The following is an 18,545-nucleotide window of genomic DNA, read 5'->3' on the forward strand; positions in this document are numbered from 1 at the left end:
TTGGCTGGGATGGAACGTTCAACGGACATCCGCTGCCATCAACGGATTACTGGTTTACGGTAGATTATCCTGAAAACGGAACCATAAAACAATTTAAAGCCCACTTCTCGTTGAAACGATAAGTAATATATAAACAAAAAGCCACTCGATTGAGTGGCTTTTTTGTTGCTGTAAAATAGCCCCGATGATTTGATATTAAGAGGAGAATGTCCGGTGGACATTCGGCCTTTACAGGTTATCAGAAAATTTATAATATGAATTGGGATTACCTCCGGTGATCCCAATTTGGGTGCCCTGAACGAGAAAAACCAAAACACGGCTGAGTCGCCGTGTTTGTTTTTTTATTTTACAACCACTTTCAAGAAGTGAACTTTTGACGCGGCTATAAAATAAAAAAACCGAAACTTTTGTTTCGGTTTTTCTAGGTGGGCGATGAGGGATTCGAACCTCAACGCTAATGCCTTATATAATGGAGCATTTCTAAATTAATTATTACAGTTCCTCGATATTGCCGCTGTGGGCAAATTATCTTCAAATCTCTAATGGTAAATTTAATGAATTATTAGGAATTATCCAAATAACAATACTAAAAAATGAAGTGGTTCTTAAAGTGGTTAAAGAGTCGGGAGACTGATATTTCTCCACTTTCTGCATTTGCATAATCATCCAAATATTGCTTTTTCAACTTGTTCAATATTTAATCCTGTATGATTACAGAATTCTTCAATTGTGACAAACTTTAGGGCTTTATTATGGCTCTTTGCTATCTCATGCAATAATCTAAGACTTTGGCGGTAGCTTTGACCTGTAACGAGCTCTACGTCGTTTGTGGTGATGCATATACGCCTTTTCATCGCTTTCATACTCTAACCATACCTTTAACTAGGCTTTGACTGTCTTCAAAGTGCTAGTAATCATTTCTAAGAACTGACTAAAGTTAATAAAAATTGTAATTGCTTCGACAAGGGCAAATTACCAGCTTTTATTGCTTGTAATAGGTGACAATTTTGTTGAATGCTGACAATTTTGTCGCATTGGTATTTCTGGTATGGGGTGAGCTTTTATATGTGCTGCATTTGTCTAAATTTTGTTCTTGAATCAGTCGAAATTATGTTGCAACGATAATCGAAATGAGGAGTGAAAATGAAAAGGAGTATTAATCGTAAAATGTAGAAATTATGGCTAGACAGACAGGCATAATTAAGTTGAAAGGTACCATCGGAGGTATGACCTTTTACAAGACTTCCGCTGATGGGCACTTGGTGCGCGAGAAAGGCGGAATTGAGAAAAGCAGAATCGATAGCGATCCTGCTTTTCAGAGAACCCGTGAGAATGGTTCGGAGTTCGGGCGAGCCGGGAAAGCCGGAAAGCTTTTGAGAACTGCACTGCGCCCATTGTTGCTTAACTCTGCCGATGGCAGAATGGTAAGCCGATTGACGCAAGCCATGGTAAAAGTAATCCAAGCTGACACGGTTAGCGACAGAGGATTGCGAAATGTTATTGATGGAGAGGCTGAATTGTTATTCGGTTTTGAATTCAATATCAGAGGTAAACTGGGAACGAGTTTGTATGCACCTTATGTTGGTGCTATTGACCGCGCCTTAGGTGAAATCAAAGTTGATTTAGCATCATTTGTTCCTTCAAATATGCTTGCAGCTCCTAGCGGAACCACTCACTTTAAAATCATCTCTGCCGGTGCCGAAGTGGATTTTGAAGCTGAAACGTATGTGGTTGCGACCTCTGAAACAGCAATTTTGCCATGGGATGCTACTGCAACTGCTGCTATTAGTCAAACTAATGCAGTAACAGCTGCCAGTACAAAGCCATTGTTTTTGGCTTTGGGAGTTGAATTCTTTCAGGAAATCAATGGGCAAATGTACCCTTTGAAAAATGGTGCATTCAATCCGTTGGCTATTGTGAAAGTTGACAGCGGTGTGTAATGGTTCTTGAATTGACCAGAACTTATTTCCCCGAAGGAACTAATGGAATACTCAAATGTGAGGGCAAAGTAGTTTGTAAAACAATTGAATTGCCTTGGAAAAACAATGTGAGGAGAGTTTCCTGTATTCCGGAGGGGAAATATTTTATTAAAAAGCGGTACAGCACTAAATTTGGTTGGCATATGGAAATTATTGGAGTTGAAAACAGAACTTTGATTTTGCTTCACCCTGCCAATAATGCCTTAAAAGAATTGAATGGCTGTATTGCTCCTGTAACGAAACTTTCAGGTCCAGGATTAGGATTATTGTCCCGTAAAGCATTTAATCGCTTAAAAGACATAATTTACAAGTCACTAGACCAAAATGAAAGTGTCGAATTGATTGTTAAATCTTAATTCCATTTATATGAATGTAATTAAAAGAGCAAAGTCGCCGACTCCGAAATTTTTTAAAGTGCTTCGAAATATTGGTTTAGCATTGGCAGCTGTTGGTGGAACCATTTTGACTGCTCCGATAACTTTACCTGCAGCAGTAATTACTGTTGGTGGTTATGTGGCAGTAGCCGGAGGAGTTCTCTCGGCAGTAAGTCAGCTCACAACAAAAGAGGAACATCCTCAAAAAGTGGAGCATGACAACTAATAATTCTACTTTTATAGGTACGGCCGGAGGAACATTTTTAAGTATAGTGCCAAATATTCACTCTGCAGATGTTCTTAAAACGATTGTTTTAGCCGGATTAGGCGCCGTTGTCAGTTTTACAGTGTCTTTAGTCCTAAAGAGAATTTTAAAGAAGCACAAAGAATAGTTTAACCTTAGTTGTGGTGACCTTTGGGTTAAACAAGATGAAAGCCTAGTCTAAAGAGACCAGGCTTTTTTTATTGGCATTCCTCACATAAGTTCAGAATTACTTCCTCGATTACGACTGCAGAAGTATTAGTAACTAGTCCGTGATATCTTGCGCAGTCAGTTGCTTTTGTTCGACAGTCAAAAACGCCAAAGAAAACGCGAGAGGTTTTCGATTTCCAAATGTCCGTTTGGTATAAAATGAATAGTGTCATAGTGTGTGTTTTTAGTTGATTATTTGCAATAGCGGTATAGAATTACTCTCCTCATTTCATTTATAAGGTTTATATTTTCGTGGAACTGCTTTTCTTTTTGTTCCAACAGTTTCAAAGCTGCAATGTGTTTCAGGTGCTGCTCGTGTTCCTCCATCATAGTTTTGGCTCTTTCATTGAATTCTTTTTTAAAATCCTTTAAGCGCAAAAAAGGAATGACAGAACCGATTAAAAATTGGTGCCAAAATTTTGTTTGCCACAAGCTAAAAGCAACAAAATAGTAGTTTTCGCAATCCTCGTCTTGTTGGAATATGATAACGAAACTGTTCGCGTAAGGCTCTTTATTGGGCTTTCCGCTGTTCATCCCTTTGTTCAGGATGAAAATGTGAGGTCTTGAGTAAGAAGTACCCATTCTGTGTGATTTAATGATGTAATTCGTCATGGTTTCGGCTTTACGTGAAGTGCTCCGCTATGCTTCGCACACAAAATTTTTTCAAAAGAAAAAAGAGAAAAAAAGAAAGCCGGTCGTCCAAGTGGAGGGTTTCAATAAAGCAAGTTTTTCGGGTAAAATACTACCCGAGTGGTGAACGAATCAGTAATCGTCTAATTGAAATATAATGTGTTTGGAATTGTGTGGGTGGAGATTTTACCCGAAACCCGAAGGGCTTGAACTTGCTTTTTTGAATACCCGGAACTTACCTTTGCAGTCTTTTTTTATTTTTTTTTTGATTCCGAATTCATTGTTGTTTTGAAAGATGGGTGGGAATCCATTGCAGGGTTTGGGAAAGGGTATAAAATTCCGGTACGGATTTTATACTCTTTCCTTTGTTAGGTTTTATGTGTGCCTTGAGCAATGTTCAGTAATCAGAAGGCAGTATTTAGCAGTATAGTTGTAATGTACTCGGGAAGGCACTCATAAAAGCTATGCAAATACTACCTATTTTTTTCAGCGGTGGTTCTGGCAAGTGTATAATTTTTTATTTGCTTACTGTGGGGTTTCTGATTGATTTCGTGGGCAGCCGATGCCTTGTCATAAGTTTAGAGTTTGCAGTGTTCTGTAAACAGAAAGTATGTTATGAAATGTTGAGGCATCGGCTGGCCGTGGAAGCAATTTATGTGGTAGTTCTGAGCAAATGAAAAATGATACTCTTGCTTGGTATTTGGTTTTATGGGTGCCGAGAGTAGTGTTAAGAAATCAGAGGGAAGTATACAGTAGTTTTGTTGTAAGTTAAACGGGAAGGCACTCATAAAAGCAATGCAAACACTACCGATTTAAATGGTTAGCTGATAAAAACCGCTACCCGATACGTGATTTGAATTGCTAATAACCGAATTGACTCAACTGAAATAGAAAAGGTTGTCAATGGCGGTGGCGAAGGATGGTTTTTTTAAAACCGGGTGGTGCGAGGAAGTTTTAAAAAAAGTTGTCCTGGAGCCACCGCCTTTCGTTCTCGTTAAGCAGAGAGTGCGCGGCTTTTTTACATAATGTTGTTATGGCTCATGACAAGGTACTTCTAGAAGCAGGGTGTTCATAATGAGCCATAACGCCACGTTATGTAAAGAAGCTTTGGAGAAAAAATTACCGGCGCAAGTCACGGAGTGTACGCATTATTGTATCAATAATTGTGACGGTAATTTTTTTAGGAGCGTTGGGAAGGAGTGGCAATTGAAATGCACAACGTCAATTTAGCAACAAACAAAAAAGGATGCCTGCTATTTAAAACAAACATCCTTTACATATGGAATAATAATTAACTCTAAAGTTTCATTTTCTGAATTCTGACCGCATTGAGAATTGCAAGCAAGGCTACACCCACATCAGCAATTACAGCCTCCCATAAAGTGGCTATTCCGCCTGCACCTAATCCTAAAACTATAAGTTTTACAACCATTGCCATTATGATGTTTTGCCACACAACCTGTTTGGTCAGTTTTCCGACTTTGATAGCGGTAACAATTTTTGATGGCTGATCATTCTGGATTACAATATCAGCGGTTTCAATCGTAGCATCACTGCCTAAACCACCCATAGCTATTCCTGCATCGGCAAGAGCGACAACAGGCGCATCATTTACACCATCACCGACAAAGGCAATGTGTTTGCCCTGGTCTTTTAATGCCTGAACTTTCTCGACTTTTCCTTCGGGTAATAAATCACCATAAGCATTATCGATACCTAACTTTTTGGCAACCTCATCTACAACACTTTGCTTGTCGCCGGAAAGCATGACTGTTTTGATATTTAAGGCATGCATACTTTTAATTGCCTGTATTGCATCTTCCTTAATTTTATCTGCAATTGTGATATGTCCTTTATATTTTTTATCGACAGCAACCACTACAATAGTATAAACAATGCTATCAATTTCGGCAGGGTATTCGATGTTGAATTTGTTCATCAGCTTTGTATTTCCTGCTAATACTTCTTTGCCATCTATTGTTCCTTTAAGACCGTGTCCAGAAATTTCCTCAACTTCAGAAATCGTCAAGCCTTTTATTGCATCCTTACCGGCATGTTCTGTGACAGCTAAGCCAATGGGATGCGTTGATTGGCTCTCAATTGCTGCAGCAAGCTTAACTAAATAGGGTTCTTCAATATCTTTAGTAACAATTTCCTGAACCTTGAAAACGCCCTCGGTGAGTGTACCTGTTTTGTCCATGACGACGGTATCAATCTGGGTCATTACATCAAGGAAGTTGGAGCCTTTAAAAAGAATCCCGTTTCGCGAAGCCAGACCAATACCTCCAAAATACCCTAACGGTATTGACACGACTAAAGCGCACGGGCAGCTTATCACAAGGAATACTAACGAACGGTAAAACCAATCATTGAAATTATAATTACTCACGAAAAAATACGGCACAAAACAAACGGCAACTGCTAGAGCAAATACAATTGGTGTATAGATTTTTGCAAAACGACTGATGAATAATTGTGTCTGTGATTTACGGGCAGTCGCATCCTGCACCATTTCGAGAATCTTACTCAATTTGCTGTCGGTAAACAATGAAGTTACTTTTATCTCGGTTACGGTGTTTAGGTTAATCATTCCTGCATAAACTGGGTCGCCTTTTCCTTTTGTGTCGGGTCTACTTTCGCCTGTAAGCGCTGCCGTGTTGAAAGACGCTTTTTCTGAAAGCAATTCCCCATCTAACGCTACTTTTTCACCCGGTTTCACCCGGATAATTTCATTTAAAGCAACATCTATAGGATTTATTACTTCGACATTGCCTTTGCGGACCACAGAAACTTCATCTGGCCTGATATCTAGTAATGCCTTAATACTTCTTTTTGCCCTATTGACTGCAGCCTCCTGAAACCATTCACCAATAGAATAGAATGCCATTACCGCTACACCTTCGCTGTAGGAACCGATGGCGAATGCACCTATAGTTGCAACGCTCATCAGGAAAAATTCGTTGAAGAAATCAAACCGGATTGCTTTGCGCCAGGCTAAGTAAAGTACATTGTACCCTGCTAATAGATAGGCGACGCTAAAAACAATAAGGTTAATTGGAAATTCAGGAATGTATTTAAAACCAAATTCCATTGTCAACATAACAAACAAAATTGTTATTGCCAAAAGTAATTGCCAATGGCTTCGCCAGCCAGAATCCTCTATTCCTCCATGATCGTGTCCGTCATCTTCTGAATGAATTTCCTCCTCATCAGTTGCACAACAATTCTCTTTTTTTGAAGTGGCTTTTCTTTTGTCCGTTGGAGGATTGACTTTCTTATCAGTAGCTTTCTTTTTATTTTGTTCTTTCATAATTGCTAAGCTTTACAGCACCCATCCAAAGAGGCAATTCCCTCTGAAGTTGCTTTTACTTCGTCAGCATCATAACCCAATTTAGCAATGCTTTCTTTAATTGCCTGTAATGTTGTCTTTTTTGGATTGTAATAAACTGTAAACGTCATTTTTTTATCATCAAGCTCATACATTTTTACTCCCTTTATTTTGAGCATTTCGGTTTTAAATTTCAATCCGCAAGTTTCACATTCCTTGCAATGATCGCAATGCAAAGTGGTTTTTATCACTGCTTTCTGATTTGTTTTTTGTGCCATCGCTGTATTAGTAATTAAAAATACTGTAAGTACTAATAGTGCTGATTTTAATACATTTTTCATTTTGATATAATTTAAAGTTTATAATTGTTTTTTAATGTTCGTGTTCGCCGCCACCTTTCATGGCAGAAAGTAAATAGAATGCTCCTTTGATAACAATTTTCGCATCTGCAGGAATTTTTTCTACAAACTTTACTTCAGTATAACCTAAATCCGTGGTTCCCGGGATAACTTCAATGGCTTTGAAATGTACTTCATTATGACCTTCTTCTTCGCCAGCAGCGTGTTCAGAATGGGCTTCATCTTCTTTGTGCTCGTGTGCTTCAGTTTTCTCTTTAGTCACTTTATCCTGATGCTCTTCCTGTATGTAAACAAAATATTTATCACCATTTCTAACAACAGCATCTTTTGGCAAAGCGGGAACGGTAGCATTTTTTATATTGATATTGGCAGAAACATACATGCCTGAGATTAAATCTTTGGCATCAGCCGGATTGATTTTAGCATGTACCGCTACCGTTTTACTTTCGTTAGAAAAGGATTTATTGATACCAAATATTTTTCCTTTAATTGCTTTATTGGATTGATTTGTCAATACGAAATCGACTTCCTGGCCTATAGAAATAGAACCTAAGTCTTTTTCATATACGTTTAAATCCAAGTGCATTTGACTATTATCTACCACTTCAAAAAGTATTGTTCCAGTTTCGGCATAAGCTCCTTTGGCAATACTTATTTTACCAACATATCCGGAAATAGGAGAAACGATAGGTACTAAAGCGTTGGTACCGTTTGTACTTACATGCAAAGCCTGCAATTTGTTTTTAGCTGCCTGTGCGCGTGCTCTTTCTACCGCTAATTTTGATTTTACTTCCTGAAAAGTCTTTCGTGGATTGACATTTTCATCACTTAATGTTTTCTGGCGGTTGTATTCTAATTGTAAGTATTCAATGTTAGCCACAGCCGAATTATAGTCTTCCTGCATTTCTACCACCTCTAAATTTTGAATGGTTGCCAACACTTTTCCTTTGTTTACGAAAGTACCTTCCAAGACCAAAATATCTTTAACCGTTCCGCCTATTAAGGTTGAAATATTGGCCATGTTTTGCGGTGGAACCGCTGTATATCCGTTGGCTTTAATCACTAAATTCAAGTTTCTGTTTTCGAGAGTACCTGTTTCAATTCCAACAGTTTTAAATTGCGCTTCGGTTAATGCCACTTCATTTTCTGATTTTTCTTCCTCATGACCGGCTTCTTCAGCTACTTTTTCATTACAGGAAGATAATAGCATTAGACAAGACGCAAAAAGCAACAGTGCTGATTTATTCCTGATTTTTAAATATGTATTTTTTATTATGTATTTCATGATGTTGTATATTAATTATTATTGAAAGATGGATACTGCAATTGTATAGCACTCTGATTGTAAGCATTTATGGCTTCGGCATTTTGTTTTTTAATGTCAATCGCCTGATTAAGAAAACTAATGTATGACCAGTAACTCATATCGCCATTTGCATAGCTTTTTTGTGCTGTAGTTATAATTTGGTCGGCATATTGTAATCCTTCGTTTTGATAATAATCTAATGCTTTTTGTTGCTTATCATAATCGTTTTTCAATTCCTGTATCTGCAATTTTAAAGCTAATTTATTTTTATCCAGTTCTAATTGAGATTGGGAAATACTAATTGCGGATGCTTTTACCTTAGCTGTATTTACGCCTCCAAATAATGGGATTTGCAAGCCAGCCGTAAATCCTTGAAACAATGATTTGGTATCAATTGTTTGCGCAAAATAACCCAATCCTAATTTTGGTGTTCGCATAGCTTTGAAAGTATTGGCTTCTTTTTGATATACCGAAATTTGCTGTGTATAATAGTCGGTTACCAAACTTTCTACTTTAGATTTGTTAGTATCCGTCAGCATCAAAAACTTCATTGGTGTTTTAGTATCCGGTACAATATTGTCTTCTGTTTGAAGAAAAAATTGTAATTGCTTTTGATAAATGGCTAAGTCAAATTCGAGTTGTGCTTTTTGTGTTTCGATTTCTTTTGACTTGGCTTTGGCACTAATTACTTCGATTTTTCCGCTTTCACCAGTTTCAAAACGAAGCTCAGCATTTTTCAGGAATTTTGCATAAATATCTAATAGTTCAGTATTAAGCTTTTGAATTGAAACGCCGTACAAATATTGATAGTATGCGATGGTAACTGCTTTTTCGATTTCATATTCGGACAACGCTTTTCGCTTTTCTGCCAGTTTTACCAATTCTTCCTGCAATTGCCTGTTTGCTTTTGTAATTCTTCCGATAGGGAAATATTGCTGTACTGAGACATTGCTATCGTATTCCTTACTATTGAATTGTCCGCCCTGGTATTGTACCTGTAAAGGGTCAGCTTGAAATGCAGTCTTTTTGAGCACGGTTTGCTTTTCAATTTCTTTGTCAGCAATTTTCAAATCAATATTATTTGATTTTGCTATTTCAATTGCTTTCTGCAGTGTAATGGGTTGACCAGTTTGTGCGAAAGAAAAGGTACTAATTAATAAAGCAATCACAGTTATAGTTGATGTTGTCATTTTTTTTCTTCTTTTAATTCCTTTTTCAAATAGTAAATATAGAATAGGCAGTACTATAAGCGTTAGTAATGTTGCCGATAGCAAACCGCCTATAACTACTGTTGCCAATGGTTTTTGCACTTCGGCTCCACCGCTGGTAGATAATGCCATAGGCATAAATCCGAAAGAAGCTACCGCAGCTGTCATTAGAACCGGTCGCAACCTTGTTTTTGTGCCTTGTATTACCCGTTGCAATGGGTCTGAAATTCCGTCGGTTTTGAGTTGATTGAAGTACGATATCAATACAATACCGTTTAATACTGCAATTCCAAATAGTGCTATAAATCCGATTCCTGCCGAAATACTAAATGGCATGCCACGAACCCATAATGCAAAAACACCCCCGATAGCAGACAGCGGAATGGCAGTAAAGATTAGTCCTGCCTGTTTGAAACTATTAAAAGTAAAGAACAGGAGAATAATAATTAATCCTAAAGCAATGGGTAAAGCAATGGACAATCTTTTTGAAGCTTCGACTAAGTTTTCAAATTGTCCGCCATAGGTTACATAATAGCCAGCAGGAAGCTTAAAATCCTTGTCGAGTTTTTCCTGAATTTCTTCTACCACACTTTTAATATCACGCCCGCGAACATTTAAACCAACTGTAATTCTTCTTTTTCCATCTTCACGGCTCACCTGAACCGGTCCTTGTTCGTAGGCTACAGTTGCCACTTGGGAAAGAGGCACTTGTTGGCCGCTTGGTAATGGAATAAACAAATTACTCACATCGGTAATGTCTGTTCTATTGTCTTTGTCCATTCTGACTACTACATCAAAACGTTTACTTTCTTCATAAATTTTCCCGGCACTTTCTCCGGCAAATGAGGAACGTAGAATTTGGTTTAGATCTGAAATATTTAAACCATATAATGCAATTTTGTTGTAATCATACTTTACCGTTATTTGTGGCAAACCTGTTACTTTATCGGCTTTTAAATCGCCAACTCCTTCAATGTTATTAACTTTTGAAATTAGTTCGTTGGCTTTGGCATCTAAGACATCTAAATCATCACCAAATATCTTAATGGCTATATCACTTCGGCTACCTGTCATTAACTCATTAAATCGCATCTGAATAGGTTGTGAGATTTCGATATTGGCACCCGGAATTCGTTCCATTTCTTCTTTCATAGCATTGGCCAAATCTTCCCAGTTATGATATTTTCCTGACCATTCGCTTTTGTCTTTTAGTACTATAATCATATCGGCACTTTCTATAGGCATTGGGTCGGTTGGAATTTCACCACTACCAATTTTTGCTACTATAGTTTTTATTTCGGGGAATTTAGCTTTAAGCATTTTTTCATATTCGGTTGTGGTTTTTACCATTTGTGAAAGCGAGCTCCCTGTCATAATGGTGGCATTAATGGCTAAATCTCCTTCTTCAATTGTTGGAATAAATTCACCACCCATATTTTGAAAAACTACTAGTGCCAATACAAATATCCCCACAGCAATGCCGAGAACTGTTTTTTTGAATTTCAGGGCTTTATTTAATAGTCGGGAATATTTGGAATAAATCCATGACATCATTCTGTCGCTAATATTTTCCTTATGTTGTGTTTTTTTGGATAGAAATAATGTACTCATAACCGGCACATAAGTAAGTGAAAGTAAAAAAGCACCAACAATAGCAAAACCAACCGTCATAGCCATCGGTCTGAACATTTTTCCTTCTGTTCCTACCAGTGCTAATATTGGAAGATAAACTATCAGAATAATTATAGTTCCAAATGCAGCACTACTCATAATTTTAGAGGCCGATTTTTGCACTTCACTATCCATTTCCTGTTGTGATAACTTCTCCTTTTTGAGTTTTTGTAAATAATGTAATGTGGCTTCGACAATAATAACAGCACCATCGACTATAATTCCGAAATCGATAGCCCCTAAACTCATTAAATTGCCACTTACTCCAAAAGCATTCATTAATATAACTGCGAAAAGCATTGACAATGGAATTACAGAAGCGACTATTAATCCGGCGCGAAGGTTTCCAAGAAATAAAATCAATACAAAAATTACAATTAAAGCACCTTCCAATAGGTTTTTAGTCACAGTTCCTATGGCGCTATCCACTAATTTTCCACGGTCAATAAAGGGCTCTGCAACAACCCCTTCCGGTAAGGTTTTATTGATTTGCTCCATTTTTGTCTTAACCCTGTCAACAACGGCGCTGGAATTTTCACCTTTAAGCATTAATACTAATCCGCATACGATTTCTCCTTTACCGTCTTTGGTGGAAGCTCCATATCGCAATGAAACACCTTCTCGAACTTCGGCTACATTGCGGACTAAAATTGGAGAGCCATTTTTATTAGCAACAACAACATTTTCCAAATCCTTGATGCCTGTTGCCATACCTACACCTCTAATGAAATAGGCATATTGGTCTTTTTCAATATAGGCACCTCCAGTATTTTGGTTGTTTTTTTCTAGTGCATCAAAAATATCTGTGATGGTTACTCCCAAACTATTTAGTTTGTTTGGATCAACAGCAATTTCATATTGCTTCAGTTTGCCTCCCCAAGTACTAACTTCAGCAACACCTTCAATACCTTGTAATTGTGGGATAATTATCCAGTCTTGAATTGTCCTTAATTTGATAGCATCATATTTGTCTTCATAACCTTTTTTAGCATATACATCATATTGAAATATTTCACCAAGGCCTGTTGAAATAGGGGCTAACTCTGGAGAACCGGCATAAGCCGGAATGTTTTCTTTGGCTTGATTAAGCCGTTGAAAAATTTGTTCTCTTGCCCAAAAAATATCTACATCATCTTTGAAAACCACTGTCACTACTGATAATCCGAAACGCGATATACTGCGAAGCTCAATTACTTTTGGAATGGTTTTTACAGACTGTTCTAAGGGATAGGTAATTAATTGTTCTACTTCCTGACTTGCTAGTGTGGGTGCAGTAGTAATGATTTGTACCTGATTGTTGGTTACATCAGGCAAAGCATCGAGGGGTAAATTTTTAACAGAATAGCCACCCCAAGCTATAAGTACTAAGGTAAACAGTAGTATAATGAACTTGTTCTTTATACTGAATTGTATAATTTTATCTAACATTTTAAAAGAATAATGAATGAGAAAAATGGACATAAATGTCCCTTAAATACTGTGGAAAGTCCACAACTCTCTAACCCAAATCCGAACAAGTCAGTTAGGGTTTCATTATGCTATCTGAGGTGGTTGCCAAATACTTCCGTAGAAATTGGAAGTGAATTTAGATGTGTATGAAGGCAACTGTGTTTTAATATTTTTGGAAACTACTGCAAAATTTACAGTTAAAATCTTGAAATAGCTTACTATTTGAGAGCCACAACAATTGCAACTGCAAAAAGGGGAACATAAGTCCTTTTCTTTATCGTGGTCATGGGATTTTTCATCGTGATTAGCAGCAACCTCAGTGGCTTTATGCGCTGCACTACTTACTTCCATATCCGCACAAGGCAAACACGATAGCGCTATCAAATAGATTGATAATATGTAGTTTAAAAGTTTCACGAGTGTAAAAATAGGTTTTTTTTTAATATGCAATTAAATAAAGAATTAATGTTAACTTTTTTTAAGATAGATTACTATTTCTATCTGTTAGAGGTTTCTACTTTAATCCTTCAAGTTCGTTGGCAATATTGACTCTTGCCTGAGCTTCGTATTTTTTATTGAAATGATCTGTTTTGTAAATAGTATCCATCTGAAGAAAATGTTGAAGTGCTTTTTTTCTTCCGTTAGCATACATAAAATCAGGATAAATAGAATATTCTTCTCTTATTTGCTCTGTATATTTTTGATAATCATAGGGATTTTTACCCAAGATAGCCAAGTCTGTGTCTATTAAGTAATTTGTATCGCTATCTTCTGAAAGTTCGTGCTTCTTTGTTGCGACTATCATGTTAGCACATTTTGCCACTTTTTCTGCAGGATAACCAATTTCAGAAAGTTTTTTCATTGCCAATTTTGCACTATCACCTTCATTAGTGCTGCTTGAAGCTTTATAGATTATGTCATGGTAAAAAACTGCAAATAGCGTTGTGTCCCAATCAGTAATTTTATTTTTTACTTCGGTTAAATCACTGATAATGGCTTCCAAATGATCAATAGTATGGTACTGTCTTTTAGGCTCGGAATATTTAGTAAATATTTCTAACCACAGGTTAGTGGCCAATTCGTTATTATTGGAATATTTGTTTACGAGTTGTAAAAATGTATCTGTTAGCATAAGAAAAGTAAAGTGTAAAGTTACTCTTTAATGATGAATTAAAAAACGCTCCGAGTTGTTGGAGCGTTTTGATGAAATAGATTAATGAGCAATATTATGGTGTGATACCACTATTGAATCATGCTGATGGTGGTGTGTTTCATTGTGCTGTCCGCCGGAATGATGGTGTATGGTATCACCGTGATGGTAATTATTATGCTCATGTACATAAATTGAATCATTATGGTGGAAGATTGAATCGTGATGGTGATACATAGGTCCTGCATGGTGAATTACCAGTGAATCGTTTTGGGATGTCATTTTTGAAAGTGATTGTTCCATCTTGGTTGCTGCCGCCACATTTTCCACTTCTTCAGCGGAGTCGGAGTTGTTACAGCTAGCTAGAAACAAAGCTATAGTTGCTACTAAAATAATTGAGGTTTTTTTGTAATTCATAGTTTTCATTTTTATTGGTTAATAAATTTTTATTAATAGTTTAGGCTTGCGCCCACACCAAATCCCATATCACTGTCATAATGGGTTCTAGCACTAAAGTACCTTGTGATGATGTATCGTAATCCTGCCATATACTCTTTATCTGTATTCCACATCAAATCCATTCTTATTCTTTTGGAAACTGGTATGTCTGTTCGTTCAAACTGTAACCTGAAATTACCGTCAGTAAACACCTCAGCCTGAGATTTAATTAACATCGGTAAAGTGTATTCCACACCCACGCTCAAAACGGATCGTTTGTCTTTAGTGTTAGATTGACCGAATATGTTTCTTTCCATATCACCTTCTTCCATTTCCCGGTAGCGCCAATCGAAACCAATAAATGGCATCAACCATTGCATCTTACCAATGTACCTGCCAAAATGTGTTTCAGTTTCGTAACCGTGATGATTGTTGTACCCTAATCGCCATTCTGTGCCAATACTCCAACGCGTATTGCTGAACATTGCCATACCGTCGTTTCCGTTAGTGGCAAAATCGTTTTCGGCCATAAAATGAAATTTTCGGTCATCAGCAAATAATTTTCTTTGTGCCAATTTTGGGTTTGGAATTTCTGGGTTTGGGGGTGAATTTTCATAAGAAAAAATTCTTCCCATTCCGCTCATCATGTGATACAAAATATGGCAATGAAAAAACCAATCCCCGCCGTCTTCGCTTGCGGCGAATTCAATTGTATTGGTTTCCATTGGCATAATATCCATAATGTTTTTCATAGGGGCATAGTCTCCGTTACCGTTAATAACCCTAAAATCGTGACCGTGCAAGTGCATTGGGTGACGCATCATGGAGTTGTTATGCAGAACAATGCGCAAAATTTCGCCTTTTTTAATCAGGATTTTGTCGGATTCTGAAACCACTTTATTATCCAGACTCCAGACATATCGATTCATATTCCCGGTAAGCTCGAATTTGAGTTCCCTTACCGGGGCATCTTTTGAGAGGGCTGTACTTGTAGGGGATTTTAGCATCGCATAATTTAATGTCACGATATCGGCAAGCTCATTGGGGTTGTATTTGTTTGCCATGTTGTGCATGTCGTGGTTTTCGGATGGCTTGTCTTTACTTGGAGTATCTTCTTTGGTTTTCTCCTTTTCCATATCCATTGGCATTTCTTTTTTAGAACTCTTTTCTTGTGGACCTGTGATTTCAGGATACATAACGGCGTTCATATCCATCTGATTCAATGACATCTGCATTCCCATATCATCGAGGTCACCATTCATCTTCATCATATCGTTCATCATTTGCATTCCTTCAAAATATTTCAGTTTAGGTAAGGGTGAAATGAGTTGTTTGATACCATTTCCAATGTATACTGACGCGGACTTTGTTCTGTCTTCGGGAGTCGCTAAAAATTCATAGGATGTATTTTCTGCTGGAATCGTCACGATAACATCATAGGTTTCAGAAACTGCAATTAGCAAACGATCTACCTCAACAGGTTCAACATCATTACCATCGCTTGCGACAACAGTAATTTTACCTCCGGCATAGGTAAGCCAAAAATTACTGGAAGCTCCGCCGTTTGAAACACGTAATCTTACTCTATCTCCTGCTTTAAACTGTGAAAGCTGACTTTCATTTTTACCGTTGATTAAAAACTTCTCATAATACACATCGCTAACATCCATGGCGTTCATTCGTTTCCATTCATTAACAATTTTGGTCTTGAAATAACCTTGTTTTATTGCTTCAGCATAACTTTGAGTTGTGCCTTTTTTTATTGCAAACCAATCTGAGGCATTGTGTAGCATCCTATGAACATTTTCAGGTTTGATATCGGTCCATTCGCTTAATACAATTGGAATTGTTGGGAGATCATCTATTCCCTCTCGGAAATTAGGATCGGAATTTCTTTTATTCATCACAAACGAGCCATACATGCCGATTTGCTCCTGCAATCCGGAATGGCTATGGTACCAGTGTGTGCCGTGCTGGCGGATTGGAAAAGAATACTTGTAAGTACTATGTGGTTTTATTGGCATTTGGGTAAGGTTAGGCACTCCGTCTTCCTTATTAGGTAAAAACAAACCATGCCAGTGTAGTGATGTTTCTTCATCAAGTTCGTTATGGACATAAATCTCTGCGGTATCCCCTTCAGTAAAGGTTAACGTAGGCATTGGTATTTGACCATTCACGGCAATTGCTCTTCTGGATTTTCCGGAAAAATTCACCAAAGTATCGCGAACATATAAATCGTATCGGACAACTTTAGGTGGCTCATCTTTTATTACTCTTTTTTTTATAGGAGGCTTCTCTGTTACTTTTTCCATGCTTTTCATATCATGGTCTTTCTCCTTGTCGAGGTTATCTATAGACTCGGATTTACTTTTTTCGAGTGTTTCCTTTTTTACAGGTGTTATGACTTTTTGTTTTGCACTTGCTTTTAGAGTTACGTTCTTTGGTTTTTCTTTTACCAACGCCATTCCACATTTTGGGCATTTCCCAGGTTTTGGAGAATGGATTTCAGGGTGCATAACACAAGTGTAAAAAGTTTGCTGTGAGTTGCTTTGAGCAACAACAAATTGATTTATAAAAAAAAGAAAAACGATAATTGATAATTTGGTTTTCATGACTTTATTTTTTTAACAATATTTCCCAATCCGCTATTCTTTTATTTAGTGTCTCGATTGTACTTTTCATTTTTTCCTTATCGGCTAAGGTAATTGCCCTTTTTGCTGCTTCAATTGCATTGGTATAATCTTTTAATTCGGATGCTATTTTTTGTCTTAAATTTGGGTAATTGAAATTTTCAGGTTTTAATTTTTCGGCTTCTAAAAGCCATGTCATTGCCAGTTTATAATCTCTATTGGTGTTGTAATAGTAATTAGCTGCCTGAAATAATAAATTAGCATCCTGAGATTTCCCTTTAATGATATGCTGGTCTATTAATGCTAGTATAGTATCGTCTTCCTTGCTCTTTATTGGTATTTTAACCAATGTGTTTTCCCAAAAGATTTTTAGATACGCTTCCCCTTTGCTGTTGATGTCATTTAAATCGATTGTAAATGTTTCATAGAAGTTAGAGCTTTTTTCGACAGGAACTTTGAAACGCATCACATCCTTTTTTTCATCATAGCCGGTTTCGCCATGTAAAGTAGTATCTGTGTTGATAATTATAGTCCACTCATTGATTGAAGGAATTGTGAATATTGAGTAACTACCTGTTTTTAATACATTGTTGCCAAATGAAATATCTTCGGAAGTAGTTATTACAGTACAATCACTTGCCCCTGTTCGCCAAAGTTTATCAAATGGTACTAACTCCCCAAATATTTTTCGTCCTCTGACTAAAGGTCTGCTATATGAAATTTTTATTTTTGCGCTACCCACTTCTTGCTCATACGATGCTGCAGGGCTAGCTGCAGTTACTCTAATTTGAACTTTGTCTTGTGCTGACAGTATTACAGATTGCAAAAGCATAAAGCTTAATAGGATGTTTTTTTTCATTTATTTTAATTTTTAAATATGTTGGAATATTAATCTAATTCTTTAAGCTTAGCTTTCATTTTGTTAGCTTCCGCATGCTGCCCTGTACTATTTTTAGCAGCACTTTTCACCTGATTGAATAGGTGGACATTTTACAGTGCCATAGCTGCAATAAACACAACAATCACCTTGTTTAGGTTTCACTATTTTTTTACAGTTTTCGCATTCATAGAAGAATTGACAAGCATCAGTAGGCATCATTTCTTCTTTTTTGTGACCGCAATGTGGACATGTTATTTTTGATTTCAGTTCTACTGATTTACCGTTGTACATCGTGCAAGTATTACAGCCATAGTGAAGTTTGTTTCTATGATAATTGACTATTGTAGCGATAAGAAGCCCGAACATACCAGTATATAAAAAATAGGACTGATAATCATTATTACAAAAGTAATAGCTGTAAAAAATGATTATTGTACTTGGAATAGCTATCAACAAAGGATATAGGCATCTATGCAGGCGATAGGAAAGAAAAAAGCCAACTAAAGATAATAGGACCATCCCTTGAAAAATCCACATTGTCCAACCTCCAAAAAGTTCAAAACTACCTAAACCTAAAGCAGATGCTACAAATGCAAAAAGAGGGAAACAGCAAGGCGAAAGCAATGCTGTAAAGAACATCCCGATTGTTCCTAATTTATCTATGTTATTTT

Annotated in this window: 16 protein-coding genes and 1 pseudogene; 5 read left to right on the plus strand and 12 right to left on the minus strand. The window is 37.1% G+C overall.

The genetic code is table 11. The features are described from left to right. The 5 genes from P1K33_RS15230 to P1K33_RS15250 form a co-directional block, all read left to right on the plus strand. The coding region (locus P1K33_RS15230) for a T9SS type B sorting domain-containing protein (protein ID WP_284653858.1) at positions 1 to 122 on the plus strand (122 nt) is incomplete at its 5' end. 1,056 nt (positions 123 to 1,178) lie between these two features. Beyond that, complete coding sequence (locus P1K33_RS15235; protein WP_284653850.1) at positions 1,179 to 1,940, plus strand: hypothetical protein; 762 nt, start codon at positions 1,179 to 1,181, stop codon at positions 1,938 to 1,940. Next, positions 1,940 to 2,335 carry a DUF5675 family protein gene (locus P1K33_RS15240; protein ID WP_171221809.1) on the plus strand — a complete coding sequence of 132 codons (396 nt, stop codon included), beginning with the start codon at positions 1,940 to 1,942 and terminating at the stop codon, positions 2,333 to 2,335. The genes P1K33_RS15235 and P1K33_RS15240 overlap by 1 nt, the downstream gene beginning before the upstream one ends. A gap of 10 nt (positions 2,336 to 2,345) precedes the next feature. Further along, the gene (locus tag P1K33_RS15245) at positions 2,346 to 2,579 is read left to right on the plus strand and encodes a hypothetical protein (protein ID WP_171221808.1); all 234 of its coding nucleotides are present in this window, start codon (positions 2,346 to 2,348) and stop codon (positions 2,577 to 2,579) included. Continuing rightward, positions 2,569 to 2,745, plus strand: a complete 177-nt coding sequence (locus P1K33_RS15250) for a hypothetical protein (RefSeq protein WP_171221807.1) — start codon at positions 2,569 to 2,571, stop codon at positions 2,743 to 2,745. The genes P1K33_RS15245 and P1K33_RS15250 overlap by 11 nt, the downstream gene beginning before the upstream one ends. Before the next feature lie 272 nt (positions 2,746 to 3,017). Here P1K33_RS15250 and P1K33_RS15255 read toward each other — a convergent pair whose 3' ends face one another. The 12 genes and pseudogenes from P1K33_RS15255 to P1K33_RS15305 form a co-directional block, all read right to left on the minus strand. Continuing rightward, positions 3,018 to 3,437, minus strand: a complete 420-nt coding sequence (locus tag P1K33_RS15255) for a DUF6943 family protein (RefSeq protein ID WP_171221806.1) — start codon at positions 3,435 to 3,437, stop codon at positions 3,018 to 3,020. A gap of 1,315 nt (positions 3,438 to 4,752) precedes the next feature. Then, a complete protein-coding gene (locus P1K33_RS15260) occupies positions 4,753 to 6,765 on the minus strand; it encodes a heavy metal translocating P-type ATPase (RefSeq protein WP_284653851.1) in 2,013 nt (670 codons plus the stop codon). 5 nt (positions 6,766 to 6,770) lie between these two features. Further along, on the minus strand, positions 6,771 to 7,124 hold the full coding sequence (locus P1K33_RS15265) for a heavy-metal-associated domain-containing protein (protein WP_284653852.1): 354 nt from the start codon (positions 7,122 to 7,124) through the stop codon (positions 6,771 to 6,773). A gap of 31 nt (positions 7,125 to 7,155) precedes the next feature. Then, positions 7,156 to 8,427, minus strand: coding sequence for an efflux RND transporter periplasmic adaptor subunit (locus tag P1K33_RS15270; RefSeq protein WP_284653853.1), 1,272 nt, complete (start codon positions 8,425 to 8,427; stop codon positions 7,156 to 7,158). An 11-nt stretch (positions 8,428 to 8,438) separates the two neighbouring features. Continuing rightward, complete coding sequence (locus P1K33_RS15275) at positions 8,439 to 12,755, minus strand: CusA/CzcA family heavy metal efflux RND transporter (RefSeq protein ID WP_284653854.1); 4,317 nt, start codon at positions 12,753 to 12,755, stop codon at positions 8,439 to 8,441. 105 nt (positions 12,756 to 12,860) lie between these two features. Then, entirely contained in the window at positions 12,861 to 13,193 is a 333-nt protein-coding gene (locus P1K33_RS15395; protein WP_350028988.1) for a DUF6660 family protein, read from the minus strand. Between the two features lie 97 nt (positions 13,194 to 13,290). Further along, complete coding sequence (locus tag P1K33_RS15280; protein ID WP_284653855.1) at positions 13,291 to 13,854, minus strand: HD domain-containing protein; 564 nt, start codon at positions 13,852 to 13,854, stop codon at positions 13,291 to 13,293. Between the two features lie 135 nt (positions 13,855 to 13,989). Next, positions 13,990 to 14,298 (minus strand): hypothetical protein, encoded by a 309-nt coding sequence (locus P1K33_RS15285; protein WP_284653856.1) that lies wholly within the window; start codon positions 14,296 to 14,298, stop codon positions 13,990 to 13,992. A 77-nt stretch (positions 14,299 to 14,375) separates the two neighbouring features. Further along, entirely contained in the window at positions 14,376 to 16,976 is a 2,601-nt protein-coding gene (locus tag P1K33_RS15290) for a multicopper oxidase domain-containing protein (protein ID WP_284653857.1), read from the minus strand. A 4-nt stretch (positions 16,977 to 16,980) separates the two neighbouring features. Continuing rightward, positions 16,981 to 17,853, minus strand: coding sequence for a DUF2911 domain-containing protein (locus tag P1K33_RS15295; protein WP_231836804.1), 873 nt, complete (start codon positions 17,851 to 17,853; stop codon positions 16,981 to 16,983). 93 nt (positions 17,854 to 17,946) lie between these two features. After that, positions 17,947 to 18,165 (minus strand): GDCCVxC domain-containing (seleno)protein, encoded by a 219-nt coding sequence (locus tag P1K33_RS15300; RefSeq protein WP_229658308.1) that lies wholly within the window; start codon positions 18,163 to 18,165, stop codon positions 17,947 to 17,949. Between the two features lie 99 nt (positions 18,166 to 18,264). After that, a pseudogene (locus tag P1K33_RS15305) lies at positions 18,265 to 18,513 on the minus strand (MerC domain-containing protein); the annotation flags it as partial. Positions 18,514 to 18,545: the final 32 nt, after the last annotated feature.

It is taken from the genome of Flavobacterium terrisoli, from assembly GCF_030167905.1.
In the GTDB taxonomy this organism is placed as follows: domain Bacteria; phylum Bacteroidota; class Bacteroidia; order Flavobacteriales; family Flavobacteriaceae; genus Flavobacterium; species Flavobacterium terrisoli.